Source organism: Streptomyces sp. NPDC048142 (assembly GCF_043202835.1).
Taxonomy (GTDB): domain Bacteria; phylum Actinomycetota; class Actinomycetes; order Streptomycetales; family Streptomycetaceae; genus Streptomyces.
This window is the reverse complement of record NZ_JBIDBC010000016.1, coordinates 1-15,000: the sequence shown is the minus strand read 5'-3', so window position 1 is coordinate 15,000 and position 15,000 is coordinate 1. Positions and strand designations below refer to the sequence as shown.

Genomic DNA, 15,000 nt, shown 5'->3' with positions numbered 1-15,000 from the left:
CGGCGAGCGGCCGGATCCGGCCGCTAACCTTACGTATCCGTCCTGGCCAGGGATGAATTCACCCAGGTCGGACATTCCCCGCACCCAACTCATACGAAAGGCCTCGCCCATGGGCATTCGGAGCTTGCTGCGTAAGGTGTTCGGCCGAACGGAGCAGGACGAGCCGACCACGGCCACCGTCCCGCCCCAGGCCGAGCGCACTCAGTCCAAGGAGCCGGAGCCGGAGACCACTTCGGTGGCCGAGCCCGCGGCGGAGCCGAAGGCGTCGATTCCGGCCCCGGCCGCGGCCTCGCCCTCGTCGCCGGTCCCGTCCTCCGCCGACGCACCGTCCACGGCGTCCGTGTCCAAGGCGTCCGCGTCCAAGGCGTCCACCGCCGCCGACTCCGCCGGGCGTGACGGCTCGCCGGCCACCGACCTGGTGGCGGAGGCCTTCGACAAGGCGGCTGCCGGCGCCAAGCCGTCTCCGACCGTACCCGCGCAGGCGTCGGCCCCGGAGGAGACCGCGAAGGAGGAGAAGCCCGCCGAGGCGGAGAAGCCCGCGGAGCCGAAGCCGGAGCCGGTGGCGGCCGAAACGCCGGTGGCGGCCGAGGAGCCCGTCAAGGCGGAGAAGCCCGCATCGGCCCCGGAGCCGATCACGATCGACCTCGACGAGACCCCGGTGCCGGAAACCGCACCGGAACCGGCAGCGAAGGCCGCACCGGCAGTGGCAGAGGTCCCGGAGGCCGCCCCCGAGTCGTCCAAGGCCACCTCCAAGGCCCCCGAGGCCTCCGACACTTCAGCGGCACCGGCAGCCACAGAGACACCGGCCGTCGCAGAAGAGACCCCGGCGGCCCCCGCCACATCGGAGCCCGCCCCCGCCACATCGGAGCCCGCCCCCGCCGCGCCGGAGCCCGCCCCGGCCGCGTCGGAGACCGCCCCCGGCAAGCCCGCCACCACGCTCGCGCGGGTCAAGTCGCGCGCTCCGCAGCTCGTCGCCCCGTACAAGGCGGCACAGACAGCGCTCAAGGCGCACGGACTGACCGGGCTCCGCGCCCGCGTCTACCTGGTGCTCGACCGCTCCGGCTCGATGCGGCCGTTCTACAAGGACGGCAGCGCCCAGCACCTGGGCGACCGGACGCTCGCGCTCGCCGCACACCTGGACGAGGACGCCACCGTGCCGGTCGTCTTCTTCTCGACCGACATCGACGGCACCGGGTCCATCGAGCTCTCCGGCCACGAGGGCCGCGTCGACGAGCTGCACGCGGGCCTCGGCCGGCTGGGCCGGACGCACTACCACCGCGCGGTCGAGGAGGTCGTCGCGCACTACGAGAAGACGGAGGCCACCGGTCCGGCCCTCGTGATCTTCCAGACGGACGGCCCGCCGGACGTCAAGCAGGCCGCCCGCCAGGCCCTGGCCGAGGCGGCGCGGCTGCCGCTGTTCTTCCAGTTCGTCGCCTTCGGCGAGCAGGACGCGAAGGGCTTCGACTTCCTGCGGAAGCTCGACGCCCCGAACACCGGCTTCTTCCACGCCGGCCCGGTGCCCCGCGAGATCACGGACGCCGAGCTCTACCGGGAGATCCTCGCCGGGCTGCCGGCCTGGACCGCCGCGCGCGCGGCCGGTTCCGAGGCCTGACCGACCGGCAGCCGTACGGTCACGGCGAGACCGCCGCCCTCCGGGCCCGGTACCGCCGTGACCGTTCCGCCGCGGGCCACCCCGATCGACCGGACGATCGACAGACCGAGGCCCGACCCCGGGCCCATCCGGTCCCGGCCCTCGCCCCGCCGGAACGGTTCGAAGAACCCCGCGATGTCGGACGCGCAGACCACCGGACCGGTGTTGCGCACCAGCAGGGCGCCCTCCCCGGTCACCGAGACCTCCACCGAGCCGCCCGGCACGTTGTACGTGACCGCGTTGGCCAGCAGGTTCGCCACCAGCTGGGCGAGCAGCAGCCGGTTGCCGCGCACGGAACAGGCGGCCACCGCGACGTTCACGACCGGTCCGCCACCCGCCATCCGGTCCTCCGGACCAGCGCCGTCGCCCGCCCTCCGGTCCTCCGGGCTGCCGCTCATGCCCCGTACCGCCGGATGCCGGGCCGTCTCCTCCTTGACCACCTGATCGAGCCGGACCGCCTCGCACTCGTCCGTGGCCGTGTGAGTGGATCTTGCTGTGGCCGTTAGGATTTCGACCATGGCGGCCACTGGATCCGAGAAGCAGGGGGCGACGGCGTACTACGTCTCGACCCCCATTTACTACGTCAACGACGCTCCTCACCTGGGCCACGCCTACACGACCGTCGCAGGCGACGTGCTCACGCGCTGGCACCGCCAGCGCGGCGAGAAGGTGTGGTACCTCACCGGCACGGACGAGCACGGTCAGAAGATCATGCGCACGGCCGAGGCGAACGACGTCACTCCGCAGGCTTGGTGCGACAAGCTCGTCGAGGAGGCGTGGAAGCCCCTCTGGGAGCACCTCAACATCGCCAACGACGACTTCATCCGGACGACGGAGAAGCGGCACACCGACCGTGTGCAGGAGTTCGTGCAGGACCTGTACGACAAGGGTGAGATCTACAAGGGCGGGTACGAGGGCCCGTACTGCGTGGGCTGCGAGGAGTACAAGCTCCCCGGCGATCTGATCGACGGCGAGGGCGAGTTCGCCGGTCAGAAGCTCTGCCCGGTCCACAAGAAGCCGGTGGAGCTCCTCAAGGAGGAGAACTACTTCTTCAAGCTGAGCGAGTACGGCCCGAAGCTGCTGGAGTTCTACGCGGCGAACCCCGGCTTCATCCAGCCCGAGTCGGCGCGCAACGAGGTCGTGAACTTCGTCGAGCAGGGCCTCCAGGACCTGTCGATCTCGCGCTCGACCTTCGACTGGGGCGTCCCGGTGCCGTGGGACGACCAGCACGTCATCTACGTCTGGATCGACGCGCTGCTCAACTACGCGACGGCCGTCGGCTACGGCGCCAACCAGGAGAAGTTCGACGGTACGTTCCCGGCGAACGTGCACCTGATCGGCAAGGACATCCTCCGCTTCCACTCGGTGATCTGGCCCGCGATGCTGATGGCCCAGGGCCTGCCGCTCCCCGGCAAGATCGTCGCCAACGGCTGGCTGATGGTCGGCGGCGAGAAGATGTCGAAGTCGAACCTGACCGGCATCAAGCCGCAGGACCTGACCTCGCACTTCGGCGTGGACGCCTACCGCTGGTACTTCCTGCGGGCCATCGCGTACGGCAGCGACGGATCGTTCTCCTGGGAGGACTTCACCGCCCGCTACACCTCCGAGCTGGCCAACGACTACGGCAACCTCGCCTCGCGCGTCGCGGCGATGGTCGGCAAGTACTTCGGCGGTGCGCTGCCGGAGGCGACGGCCGCCGGTGACGCCGAGCGGGCCGTACAGGAAGGCCTCGCGAAGGCCGTGGCGACCGCCGATCAGAAGATCAGTGAGGAGCTGGACTTCCAGTCCGGCATCCTGGCGGTCTTCGAGTTCGTGAAGCAGGTCAACGGCTACATCACGGAGCAGGAGCCGTGGAAGGTGGCCAAGGACACCACTCCCGAGGGCCAGGCCCGCCTCGCGACCATCCTGTACACGGCCGCCGAGGCGCTGCGCGGAGTCGCGGTCCTGCTGAACGCCGTGATGCCGGAGACCTCGCAGCAGCTCTGGGAGTCCCTGGGCGCCGAGGAGTCCCTGGGCGCGCTGGCCGACCAGAAGGTCCAGGACGCGGGCACCTGGGGTGTTCTGCCCGCGGGCGCGACGGTGACGAAGGGCGCGGTGCTGTTCCCACGCCTGGAGCAGAAGCCGGCGTAGCGGGTTCGTACGTACGTCAGGAGCCCGGGACCACCGCTGATGGTCCCGGGCTCCTGGCGTACCGGCGCTCACCGGTGCGGGGTCAGCGCACCCAGCTCTTGAGCGGCTCGGTGTCCAGCTCGATCCCGACCGGGTCGGGGAGGGTGACGGTCTTGCCATACGGCACCGTCACGACCTGCTCGTAGCGCACGCCGTCGGGCCCCGAGTGGACCTTCACCTCGCAGGCGTCCCGGTCGATCAGCAGATAGACGGGAATTCCGGTCTCGGCGTACGCGCGCGGCTTCTCGACGCGGTCGCGACGGTCGGTGTCCTCGTCGTACGAGGTGACCTCGACGACCATGAGGACGTCGTCGGGGCCGGCCCATTCGCCCTGGCCGACGAAGGCGTCGGTCGGGGCGAGCGCGGCGTTGGGGCGAGCATTGCCCTCGTGGCCGCTCTCGATCCGAAGTCGCTGGTAGGCATAGAGCCACCGGTTCGGATCCGCCCGCACACACAGGCGCGTCAGCCACTCGATGATCCGCCCACGTGTCCCGTCCGGCACAGCCTTGACCCACAGTTTCCCGTGCACGAACTCCAGCCATGGCGCCTCCTCGACCCGCATGGCGTGACGGGCCAGATCCTCGAAGACGTCCTGTGTCAGGACGCGGCGCTCGACCACGCTCACAACGGCCTCCTCCTGTGCGGGGCCACCGAGTCATCGGGAAATGCCTCCAGCCTACGGACACGATCCCCGCCCGTACGCCCGATCACCTGCTCACCGCCCCAGCGTCTCCGCATCCCCCATCACGATCACCGGGCTCATGGCCGGGTCCAGGGTGCGCAGCAGCTCCTCCATGCGCTCCTCCGGGATGGAGACGCAGCCCTGGGTCGGGCCGCCGTGGTCGACGTGGATCCAGATGCCGCCGCCGCGTTCGAGGCCGAGCGGGCGGGTGCGGTCCAGGGGGCTGACGCCCTCCGTGCGGTTGTAGTTGATCGCGACGACGTAGTCGAAGGAGCCCTCCAGCGGCTCTCCGAAGAAGCCCTCGCCGTCCACCGCGAACCGGGGGTGCTCGTCGTACGGCAGCAGCGCTCCCGGGTCGGGGAGCCGGCCGCCCGCGTCGGTGAGCGGGTAGACGCCCGTGGGGGACCTCAGGTCGCCCGCCACATGGTGGTCGGTCCAGCCCTCCATGCCGTTGTGCGCCGGCCAGGGACCCGCGACCGGCTGCCAGCCCTTCACGGGGTCCTCGCGGCTGTACAGGACCGCGATGGACCGGTTGGAGTCGGTCTCCTCGCCGGTCACGACGAACGCCTGCCGGGCCTCGGCGGGGATCGCCGCGCGCGTCCGCGGTCCCAGGTCCGGGATCTCGGCGGGGCGCGGGGCGGGCGCCGCGGTGGGTGAGGCCCCGAGCGCGGACGCGGCGTCGGACTGCGGGCCCGCGGCGCCCTGCCCCGGGGCGCCCACGGGAGTCTTCGCGGGAGCGGCATCGGAGGCGCAGCCGGTGAGCAGCAGGGCCAGGACGAGGAGCGGTGCGGCGAGCAGGGCGGGCGGGCGGCGCGGGACGGACACGGTGGCGGGCTCCTCGGGTGGCGGCGGGCGGCGCGACGCGGCAAAGGCGGGGTGCGAGAGGGGTGTCTCGGTGCCAGTCCTTGCCGGGCCCTGCCCGGCCGAACCCGAACCGGGGCCATCCGGCTGTACCGCGTCGCCCTGCCGTCACCGGCTCCCCGTCACGTGCAACGAAACAGCCCCCGATCGGGTGATCGGGGGCTGTTTCACGTGAAACATCCGCGGAGCGGGAGGAGCCGCGAGGGCTACCTCTCCGAAACTACTTCTCCGAGGCCGGCTTCTCCGACGCGCCCTTCGCGGCGACCGGCTTGCGCAGCTGGATGTTCAGCTCCCGCAGGCGGGTCTCGTCCAGCTCGGTCGGCGCGCCCATCATCAGGTCCTGGGCGTTGCCGTTGAGCGGGAAGGAGATCGTCTCGCGGATGTTCGGCTCGTCGGCGAGCAGCATCACGATGCGGTCGACGCCCGGGGCGATGCCGCCGTGCGGCGGGGCGCCGAGGCGGAACGCGCGGAGCATGCCCGCGAACTCGTGCTCGACGGTCTCGCGGTCGTAACCGGCGATCTCGAAGGCCTTGAGCATCAGCTCGGGCTCGTGGTTACGGATGGCGCCCGAGGACAGCTCGGTGCCGTTGCAGACGATGTCGTACTGCCAGGCGAGGATGTCCAGCGGGTCCTTCTCCTCCAGGTCGGCCAGGCCGCCCTGGGGCATCGAGAAGGGGTTGTGCGAGAAGTCGATCCGGCCGGTCTCCTCGTCCTTCTCGTACATCGGGAAGTCGACGATCCAGCAGAACCGGAAGACGCCCTCCTCGAAGTGTCCGGCGCGCTTGGCGGCCTCGACCCGCACCACCGACATGATCTTGGAGACCTCGTCGAACTCGCCCGCGCCGAAGAAGACGGCATGGCCCGGGACCAGCGAGAGGCGCTCGGTGAGCGTCTTGACGTCGGCCTCGGTGAGGAACTTCGCGATCGGACCGGCCAGCGCCCCGTCCTCGCCCACGCGCACCCAGGCCAGGCCCTTGGCGCCGTGCTCGACGGCGTAGTCACCGAGGCCGTCGAAGAACTTCCGGGACTGGCCCGCGGTGTCCGGGACCGGCAGCGCGCGGACGTGCTTGCCGGCGAACGCCTTGAACCCGGAGTCGGCGAAGACGTCCGAGATGTCGACGAGCTCCAGCTTGGCGCGCAGGTCCGGCTTGTCGTTGCCGTACTTCAGCATCGACTCGCGGAACGGGATGCGCGGGAACGGCGAGGTGACCTCGCGGCCGTTGCCGAACTCGGTGAAGAGCTCGGTCATCAGCTTCTCGATCGGCTGGAAGACGTCTTCCTGCTCGACGAAGGACATCTCGACGTCGAGCTGGTAGAACTCGCCCGGCGAGCGGTCGGCGCGGGCGTCCTCGTCGCGGAAGCAGGGTGCGATCTGGAAGTAGCGGTCGAAGCCCGAGATCATCAGCAGCTGCTTGAACTGCTGCGGGGCCTGCGGCAGCGCGTAGAACTTGCCGGGGTTCAGCCGGGACGGGACGACGAAGTCGCGAGCGCCCTCGGGGGAGGTGGCGGTGAGGATCGGGGTCGCCATCTCGTTGAAGCCGAGGGCCACCATCTTGGAGCGGATGGAGGCGATCACGGCCGAGCGCAGCATGATGTTGCGGTGCATGCGCTCGCGGCGCAGGTCGAGGAAGCGGTACTCCAGGCGACGCTCCTCGTTGACGCCGTCCTCGGTGTTGATCGTGAAGGGCAGCGGGCCGGCCTCGCCGAGCACCTCGACCTCGGTGACCTCGATCTCGATCTCGCCGGTCGGCAGCTCCGGGTTGACGTTGTCGGCTCCGCGGGCGGAGACCTTGCCGTCGATCCGGACGACGGTCTCCTTGGTGAGCTTCGCCAGGGCCTCGTTGCCGGGGGTGCCGGGGCGGGCGACGAGCTGCACCAGACCGTAGTGGTCGCGCAGATCGATGAAGAGGATGCCACCCAGGTCTCGGCGATTGTGCAGCCAGCCGCTCAGCCGGACGTCGGTGCCGACGTCAGAGGCGCGGAGCTCGCCGCAGGTGTGGGACCTGTACCGATGCATCGTCGTTCATCCAGTCTTCGCGGTTTGGGGGGTATCCCGTGGATCAGGGCCGGGCAGGGCGCGGCGTCCGGTGCGGTGCATCGCAAGGCGCCGGAGCGTCCTCATCGCGGAGCGATTCGGGCGTTTCGGCAACGCCGCGAGGTGCCGTGCCAGACGTCGTGACCCCGGTCATGATCCGCCGGGCACCCCCTGGGGGTGGATTGGAGCCTCCCCCAGGCTACCGTCCGGGGCCGGGAGCCTTCATTTCCCTTTACGCGGCCGCACTCGCCGGGCACCCGGGCAGGTGGCGGCCCCTCGGTGGCGTCCAAGGAGTACATCTTCCTAAAGTGGGGCAATGCGCACCGAGGAAGTCCTGGCCGCGATCGCGACGGGCCTGTGGCGCTGGGACAACGCAGCCGGCACGGTCACGCTCGACGCGGAGGCGGCCCGGCTGCTCGGCCTGCCGCCCGAGCCCGGCAGCTACCGGGAGGCCGCGGTGCGCTCCCGTTTCCACCCGGTCGACTGGAACGAGATCTACGGGGTGGTGAACCTCGCGGTCACCGAGGGCACCCTCGCCGAGGCGCGGCTGCGGATCGTGGACGAGCGCGGGCAGGTCCTCCGTACGGTGCGCAGCCGCTCCAAGCCGGTCGTCCCGCCGGGCCAGGACACCGGGAACTACGTGCTCATCGGCACGCTCCAGGAAGTCGCCGAGCCGCAGCCCGGCTCCACCGACGCCGCCCACACGCCGATCACCGGGGACTGGCGCCGGTCCCGGGAGGCGTTCCTGCTGGACGCCGGGCGCGCGCTGGCCGAGGCCCGGTCCACCGCGGAGGTGCTGCGGGTCGCCGGATCGCTGTCCATGCCCGGCTTCTCCCCGGACGGCCTCGCGGTCTTCGGCTCCGCCGGGGAGCGGCTGACGATCATCGGGCACCACGGCCACAACGCGGGGGACGAGGAGCCCTTCACCGACATGCCCCTGGAAACCGACTACCCGGCCGCCGAGGTCGTCCGCACCGGCCGCGCGATCTACCTCCCCTCCCCCGAGGAATACCGCCGCCGCTACCCGGCCACCTGGCCGCTCGCCCGGCGCTTCGGACGGCAGTCCTGGGCCTTCCTGCCGCTGGTGTCCTCCGGCCGCACGATGGGCGCCTGGATGGCCGGGTTCCGGCATCCGGTGGGGTTCTCCCCGGACGAGCGCGCGGTGCTCTCGACGGTCGCCCGGATGCTCGCCCAGGCCCTTGCCCGCGCCGGGGTGGCCGAGACGGAACGCGAGCTGTCGCTCGGGCTCCAGCGCTCGATGATGCCGACCCTGGGCCCGGACATCCCCGGCATGACGGTGGCCGCGCGGTACGTTCCGACCGGCGGCGGGCTCCAGGTCGGCGGCGACTGGTACGACATGATCCCGCTGCCCAACGGCCGCATCGCCCTGGTCATCGGCGACGTCCAGGGCCACGACGTCCGGGCCGCCGGGCTGATGGGCCAGCTCCGCATCGCCCTGCGCGCCTACGCCTCCGAGGGGCACCGCCCGGACGCGGTGCTCTCCCGGGCCTCGCGCTTCCTGTCCGGGCTCACCGACGCGTACGAGAGCGTCGAGGGCGACGCGGAACCGGCGGCGCCGCGCTTCGCGACCTGCCTGTACGCGGAGGTGGACCCGGAGACCGGGACCCTGGACATCGCCCGCGCGGGCCACCCCGACCCGGTGGTGATCAGCGCCGACGGGACCGCGGTGATCCGGCAGACGGCGGGCGGGCTGCCGCTGGGAATCGAGACGGACTCCGACTACCCCACCACCCGGGTGGTCCTCGAACCCGGCGAAACGATCATGCTGTGCACGGACGGCCTCATCGAGACCGGCGGGCACGACATGGCCACCGGCTGGACCCGGCTGCGCCCCGTCCTGGAGGAGCCTGCCGGGGACCTGGAAGAACTGGCCGACGCTCTGGTCCAGGCCGTGCACGGTCCCGCCTCGCACTACACGACGGGGCCGCTCGCGGACCGGCGGGAGGACGACATCGCGGTCCTGGTCCTGCGGCGCGGGAGCACCACCGCCCGGAAGACGCCGCCGCGCCGCAGCGTCCTGACCATCGCGCAGGCCGAACCCGAGCGGATCGCGGTCGGCCGGCAGCTCGTGCGCGAGCTGCTGCACGACTGGAGCGATCCCGAGCAGGTCGACTCGGCGGTCCTGATGGTCTCCGAGATGGCCACCAACGTGCTCGTCCACACGGACGGGGACGCGCTGATGGTGGCGGAGGTCTCCGGGGAGCAGGGGCAGCGGCGGCTGCGCGTCGAGGTCGCCGACGCCAGTGACGAACTGCCGCACAAACGGCGGCCGGGCGAGATGGCGTCCAGCGGGCGGGGTCTGCTGCTGATGGAGATGCTGGCGGACGCGTGGGGGGTGGATCCGCGCGGGGAGGGAAAGTCGATCTGGTTCGAGCTGCACGAGTCGTCCGAGCCGGAGGGGCCGGGAAGCTCGGGGAAACCGGGGAAACCGGGGAAACCGGAGGAGCTGGAGGAGCTGGAGGAATCGGCGGAGCCGGTGGAGGCCTGATCCCAGAGGCCTGATCCCGGAGGCCTACGGAGTGACCCTACGGAGTGACGGGGCCGCCGGACGGGCGGGATTCGTCGCCCGGCGCTCCGCCCGGCGGTCCGGAAGGCTCTCCGCCCGGCGGCCCCGAAGGTGACCCGTACCCGCTTGCCCCGTACCCCTTTCGCAGCTCGCCCAGGACGCCGAAGGCCGCCGCGCACAGGGGCACGGCCAGCAGCATGCCGAGCAGGCCCGCCACGCTCGCCCCCGCCGTCAGCGCGATCATGATCATCGCGGGGTGCATCTGGACCGTACGGCTCTGGATCATCGGCTGGAGCACATGCCCCTCCAGCACCTGGACCGCGAGCACCACCCCCAGGGCCCAGAGCGCGATCACGAACCCCCGGTCGGCCAGCGCGACCAGCACCGCCACCGCGCCGGAGAGGAACGCCCCGAGGTACGGGATGTACGCGCCGACGAACACCAGCGCGCCGAGCCCCACCGCCCCGGGAACGTCCAGGATCAGCAGGCCCAGCGTGATGCACACGGCGTCGATCAGAGCGATGAACGTGGTGCCGCGCATAAAGCCTTCGACGGCCTCGAACGCCCGGCGCCCCATGGCCTCCACCAGGTCCCCGGTGCCGCGCGGGGCCACCGAGTGGGCCAGGTTCACCGCCCGGTCCGAGTCGCGCAGGAAGAAGAAGGTCAGCAGCAGGGCCAGCACACTGGTCGCCACCAGCGAACCGACCAGGCTGATGCCGCTGAGCAGACCGCCCGCCGCGCTCGCCCCGAACTTCTCGACCAGGTTCTTCGCGTTGTCGGCCAGGTCGTCGATGTCCGTGGCCCCGGCGATGTCCAGATGGTCGACGACCCACTGACCGGTGTCCTTCAGCGAGGAGACGATCTGGGAGCCGGAGTCGACGAGGGCGGTGACCACGATGTACCCGGCGCCGCCGACCACCGCGACGAGCGCCGCGCAGGTCAGACCCGCGGCCAGCGACCGGTTGAGCCTGCGGGCGATCAGCCACCGGTGAACGGGCCCGAGCAGCGCGGTGCCGAGCAGGGCGAGCAGCACCGGGGTGACCGCGGTCTTGAGGACGACGACCAGCCAGATCGCGACCGCGGCGACGCCCACGACGAGCAGGACGACACCGCACCAGGCGGCCGCGCGGCGGGCGCTCTCGGGAAGGAGGGGCTTGGGTGCGGGCACCCTCCCACCCGATCACGGGGCACGGCGGCTGTCCTGTCCGCCGCCCCGTACGGGTGACGGAGCGTCACCTCGCGGAGGCGGTACGGGCCGGGCCCCGCACGCCGCACACCGCGGAGCACGGGGCCGCCCCGCCGCGAGGCCCGGGGCCCTTCCGGGCCGTCAGCCGGCCCGAACGGCGGGAGGCGTCACATGCCGTGGACGGCGGGCACCGTGCCCAGACGGCCGGCCTGGAAGTCCTCGAAAGCCTGCCTCAGCTCGGCCTGACTGTTCATCACGAACGGACCGTAGTGCGCCATCGGCTCCCGGATCGGGCGGCCGCCGAGGAGGACGACCTCCAGGTCCGGGGTGTTGCCGTCCTGCCGCTCGTCCGCGCGGACGGTCAGCGAGCCGCCGGCTCCGAACACCGCGGTCCGGCCCATCGCGACGGGGCGGCGCTCCGCGCCGACCGTGCCGCGGCCGGCCAGGACGTAGGCGAGGCCGTTGAAGTCCTCGCGCCACGGCAGGGTCACCTCGGCGCCCGGCCGGACGGTGGCGTGGATCATCGTGATCGGCGTGTGGGTGATACCGGGGCCCTGGTGACCGTCGAGCTCACCGGCGATGACCCGGAGCAGCGCGCCGCCGTCGGGGGAGGCGAGGAGCTGGACCTCGCCGCCGCGGATGTCCTGGTAGCGCGGGGCCATCATCTTGTCGGTCCTGGGCAGGTTCACCCAGAGCTGGAGGCCGTGGAAGAGCCCGCCGGACATGACGAGCGACTCCGGCGGAGCCTCGATGTGCAGGAGGCCGGAGCCGGCGGTCATCCACTGGGTGTCACCGTTCTCGATGGTGCCGCCGCCACCGTTGGAGTCCTGGTGGATGAAGGTCCCGTCGATCAGGTACGTGACGGTCTCGAAGCCGCGGTGCGGATGCCAGGGGGTGCCCTTCGGCTCGCCGGCCGCGTACTCCACCTCACCCATCTGGTCCATCATGATGAACGGGTCGAGGTGCCGGTAGTCGATCCCCGCGAACGCACGGCGGACCGGAAAGCCCTCGCCCTCGAATCCGCTCGGCGCGGTCGTGACGGCGAGCACGGGACGGGCCGCGGCGTCACCCGAAGCGGTCACCTTGGGCAGGGTCAGCGGGTTGTCGACAGTCACTGCGGGCATGGAAGCCACCTCCGGGCGAGTGTTCTGGAATCAAATTAGTTGAATGGTGAACATCCTGCAAGGTGTCACGCATTCCCGGGCGGCCACCCCGGTGGGCCCGCCCGTGATCCCGACCGCGAAAAGGGTCCGCGCCACTCCTGGCACGGACCCCTCGACCGAACGACGAAACCGCAGGTCAGCGGCGCACTAGGACGCCGCTCCCGCCCGCGCGCCTACCCGTACATACGGCGCATGGCGAAGTCGACCATCTGCTCGACGGCCTTGGCGTCGAAGACCATCCGGTGATCACCCTCCATGTCCAGGACGAAGCCGTAGCCCGTCGGCAGCAGGTCGATCACCTCGGCCCCGGTGATCACGAAGTACTTGGACTCCTTGCCCGCGTACCGCCGCAGCTCCTTGAGCGTGGTGAACATCGGGATCACCGGCTGCTGTGTGTTGTGCAGCGCCAGGAAACCGGGATTGTCGCCGCGCGGGCAGTAGACCTTCGACGTGGCGAAGATCTGCTGGAAGTCCTCGGCGGAGAGGGAGCCGGTGGTGAAGGCCCGGACCGCGTCGGCCAGGGAGGGCGGCGACGGTTCGGGATACAGCGGCTGCTCCCCGTAGCCGCCGCCCATCTGACCCATCTGGCCCATCTGACCCATCTGCTGCTGAGCACCAGGGTTCTGGTCGTAGCCGTACATGCTGCAAAGAGTAATCGGACACATCTACGGCTTGAGGGGTTGCGCCTTATTACTGACGGGTAGCATCATCGTAGAGGTCAGCTGATAGACCTACGCCTGCCTGTCGCCCGACCCGCATCACTCCCCGGGGCGCTGTGCGCCACTGCTATTGATTACGGAGCCTTCCCATGGGGCACTACAAGTCGAATCTCCGCGACATCGAGTTCAACCTCTTCGAGGTCCTCGGGCGCGACAAGGTGTACGGCACCGGTCCGTTCGCCGAGATGGACGTCGACACCGCGAAGAGCATCCTGGACGAGATCGCCCGCCTCGCGGAGAACGAGCTCGCCGACTCCTACGCCGACGCCGACCGCAACCCGCCGGTCTTCGACCCGGAGACCAAGACCGCCCCGGTCCCGGCGAGCTTCAAGAAGTCGTACCAGGCCTTCATGGACTCCGAGTACTGGCGTCTGGGCCTCCCCGAGGAGATCGGCGGCACCACCTCCCCCCGCTCCCTGATCTGGGGCTACGCGGAGCTGCTGCTCGGCTCGAACCCGGCCGTGTGGATGTATTCCTCCGGCCCGGCGTTCGCCGGCATCCTCTTCGAGGAGGGCAACGACGAGCAGAAGAAGATCGCGGAGATCGCCGTCGAGAAGCAGTGGGGCTCGACGATGGTGCTGACCGAGCCGGACGCCGGCTCGGACGTCGGCGCCGGCCGGACGAAGGCCGTTCAGCAGGAGGACGGCTCCTGGCACATCGAGGGTGTGAAGCGCTTCATCACCTCGGGCGAGCACGACATGTCCGAGAACATCCTCCACTACGTGCTGGCCCGCCCCGAGGGCGCCGGACCCGGCACCAAGGGCCTCTCGCTCTTCATGGTCCCGAAGTTCCACTTCGACTGGACCACCGGCGAGCTGGGCGAGCGCAACGGCGCTTACGCGACGAACGTCGAGCACAAGATGGGCCTCAAGGCCTCCAACACCTGCGAGATGACGTTCGGCGACCAGCACCCCGCCAAGGGCTGGCTGATCGGCGACAAGCACGACGGCATCCGCCAGATGTTCCGCATCATCGAGTTCGCCCGCATGATGGTCGGCACGAAGGCCATCGCCGCCCTCTCCGCGGGCTACCTGAACGCGCTGGAGTACGCCAAGGAGCGCGTCCAGGGTCCGGACCTGGCGAACTTCATGGACAAGACCGCGCCCAAGGTCACCATCACGCACCACCCCGACGTGCGCCGCTCGCTCATGACGCAGAAGGCGTACGCCGAGGGCATGCGCTCCCTCGTGCTGTACACCGCCTCCGTCCAGGACGCGATCCAGGAGCAGGAGGCCGCGGGCGAGGACGCCAAGGCGCTGAACGGCCTCAACGACCTGCTGCTGCCGATCGTGAAGGGCTACGGCTCCGAGAAGTCCTACGAGCAGCTCGCGCAGTCGCTCCAGACCTTCGGCGGCTCCGGCTACCTCCAGGAGTACCCGGTCGAGCAGTACATCCGGGACGCCAAGATCGACACCCTCTACGAGGGCACCACGGCGATCCAGGGCCAGGACTTCTTCTTCCGGAAGATCGTCCGCGACCAGGGCGCCTCGCTCAACACGCTCTCCGAGGAGATCAAGAAGTTCCTCGCGGGCAACCAGGGCAACGAGGAGCTGGCCCCCGCGCTGGACTCGCTCGCCAAGGCCGCCGTGGACCTGGAGGCGATCGTCGGCACGATGATCACCGACCTCACCGCGACCGGCGAGGACGTCAAGAACATCTACAAGGTGGGCCTCAACACGACCCGCCTGCTGATGGCCTCCGGCGATGTCGTCGTCGGCTACCTGCTGCTCAAGGGCGCGGCCGTGGCGGCCGAGAAGCTGCCGACCGCCGCCGCCAAGGACGTCGCCTTCTACCAGGGCAAGATCGCCGCCGCGAAGTTCTTCGCCGCGAACGTCCTGCCGGGCGTCTCCACCGAGCGCGCGCTCGCCGAGTCGATCGACAACTCCCTGATGGAGCTGGACGAGGCCGCGTTCTAGGGCCTGTATCGAGTCGTGATCAATCTGCGGGATTCGCCCTCGCTTCGGGGGTGGATCGTGTAGTCCGGTGTGCATGACGCGGAGACAGTTG

General features: G+C 70.6%; 10 protein-coding genes and 1 pseudogene. 4 read left to right on the top strand and 7 right to left on the bottom strand.

Annotated elements, in window-relative coordinates:
- The first annotated feature begins 109 nt into the window (after positions 1-109).
- A complete protein-coding gene (locus ACGF2Y_RS20750; RefSeq protein ID WP_392949417.1) occupies positions 110-1,612 on the top strand; it encodes a VWA domain-containing protein in 1,503 nt (500 codons plus the stop codon).
- Here the strand turns inward: ACGF2Y_RS20750 and ACGF2Y_RS20745 are convergent.
- Positions 1,546-2,157, bottom strand: a pseudogene (locus tag ACGF2Y_RS20745) (ATP-binding protein); the annotation flags it as partial. The gene ACGF2Y_RS20750 and the pseudogene ACGF2Y_RS20745 overlap by 67 nt on opposite strands.
- A 10-nt stretch (positions 2,158-2,167) precedes the next feature.
- On the opposite strand from ACGF2Y_RS20745, the gene metG reads away from it, so the two are divergent.
- Positions 2,168-3,781: a methionine--tRNA ligase gene (gene metG, locus ACGF2Y_RS20740; protein ID WP_392949414.1), complete on the top strand. Its 1,614-nt coding sequence runs from the start codon at positions 2,168-2,170 to the stop codon at positions 3,779-3,781.
- A gap of 82 nt (positions 3,782-3,863) precedes the next feature.
- Here the strand turns inward: metG and ACGF2Y_RS20735 are convergent, their stop codons facing one another.
- The 3 genes from ACGF2Y_RS20735 to aspS all read right to left on the bottom strand — a co-directional run bounded on the left by ACGF2Y_RS20735 (position 3,864) and on the right by aspS (position 7,380).
- Positions 3,864-4,382 carry a Uma2 family endonuclease gene (locus ACGF2Y_RS20735; protein WP_392949683.1) on the bottom strand — a complete coding sequence of 173 codons (519 nt, stop codon included), beginning with the start codon at positions 4,380-4,382 and terminating at the stop codon, positions 3,864-3,866.
- A gap of 153 nt (positions 4,383-4,535) precedes the next feature.
- Complete coding sequence (locus tag ACGF2Y_RS20730; protein WP_392949411.1) at positions 4,536-5,327, bottom strand: L,D-transpeptidase family protein; 792 nt, start codon at positions 5,325-5,327, stop codon at positions 4,536-4,538.
- Between the two features lie 256 nt (positions 5,328-5,583).
- Positions 5,584-7,380: an aspartate--tRNA ligase gene (gene aspS, locus ACGF2Y_RS20725; protein WP_392949408.1), complete on the bottom strand. Its 1,797-nt coding sequence runs from the start codon at positions 7,378-7,380 to the stop codon at positions 5,584-5,586.
- Between the two features lie 334 nt (positions 7,381-7,714).
- On the opposite strand from aspS, the gene ACGF2Y_RS20720 reads away from it, so the two are divergent.
- Positions 7,715-9,907, top strand: a complete 2,193-nt coding sequence (locus tag ACGF2Y_RS20720) for a SpoIIE family protein phosphatase (RefSeq protein ID WP_392949406.1) — start codon at positions 7,715-7,717, stop codon at positions 9,905-9,907.
- Between the two features lie 37 nt (positions 9,908-9,944).
- On the opposite strand, the gene ACGF2Y_RS20715 is transcribed toward ACGF2Y_RS20720, so the two are convergent.
- The 3 genes from ACGF2Y_RS20715 to ACGF2Y_RS20705 all read right to left on the bottom strand — a co-directional run bounded on the left by ACGF2Y_RS20715 (position 9,945) and on the right by ACGF2Y_RS20705 (position 12,915).
- Complete coding sequence (locus ACGF2Y_RS20715; RefSeq protein ID WP_392949404.1) at positions 9,945-11,093, bottom strand: AI-2E family transporter; 1,149 nt, start codon at positions 11,091-11,093, stop codon at positions 9,945-9,947.
- Between the two features lie 185 nt (positions 11,094-11,278).
- Complete coding sequence (locus ACGF2Y_RS20710) at positions 11,279-12,235, bottom strand: pirin family protein (RefSeq protein ID WP_392949401.1); 957 nt, start codon at positions 12,233-12,235, stop codon at positions 11,279-11,281.
- A gap of 212 nt (positions 12,236-12,447) precedes the next feature.
- A complete protein-coding gene (locus ACGF2Y_RS20705; RefSeq protein WP_006125898.1) occupies positions 12,448-12,915 on the bottom strand; it encodes an SseB family protein in 468 nt (155 codons plus the stop codon).
- A 167-nt stretch (positions 12,916-13,082) separates the two neighbouring features.
- Here ACGF2Y_RS20705 and ACGF2Y_RS20700 point away from each other — a divergent pair, with 167 nt between their 5' ends.
- Entirely contained in the window at positions 13,083-14,909 is a 1,827-nt protein-coding gene (locus ACGF2Y_RS20700) for an acyl-CoA dehydrogenase (RefSeq protein WP_392949398.1), read from the top strand.
- Positions 14,910-15,000 lie beyond the last annotated feature (91 nt).

Excerpts from the sequence above, each read along its gene's own strand:
- ACGF2Y_RS20710 (WP_392949401.1), bottom strand. The coding sequence starts at position 12,235 with ATGCCCGCAGTGACTGTCGACAACCCGCTGACCCTGCCCAAGGTGACC.
- ACGF2Y_RS20720 (WP_392949406.1), top strand. The coding sequence starts at position 7,715 with ATGCGCACCGAGGAAGTCCTGGCCGCGATCGCGACGGGCCTGTGGCGC.
- ACGF2Y_RS20705 (WP_006125898.1), bottom strand. The coding sequence starts at position 12,915 with ATGTACGGCTACGACCAGAACCCTGGTGCTCAGCAGCAGATGGGTCAG.
- aspS (WP_392949408.1), bottom strand. The coding sequence starts at position 7,380 with ATGCATCGGTACAGGTCCCACACCTGCGGCGAGCTCCGCGCCTCTGAC.
- ACGF2Y_RS20750 (WP_392949417.1), top strand. The coding sequence starts at position 110 with ATGGGCATTCGGAGCTTGCTGCGTAAGGTGTTCGGCCGAACGGAGCAG.
- ACGF2Y_RS20700 (WP_392949398.1), top strand. The coding sequence starts at position 13,083 with ATGGGGCACTACAAGTCGAATCTCCGCGACATCGAGTTCAACCTCTTC.
- ACGF2Y_RS20735 (WP_392949683.1), bottom strand. The coding sequence starts at position 4,382 with ATGCGGGTCGAGGAGGCGCCATGGCTGGAGTTCGTGCACGGGAAACTG.
- metG (WP_392949414.1), top strand. The coding sequence starts at position 2,168 with ATGGCGGCCACTGGATCCGAGAAGCAGGGGGCGACGGCGTACTACGTC.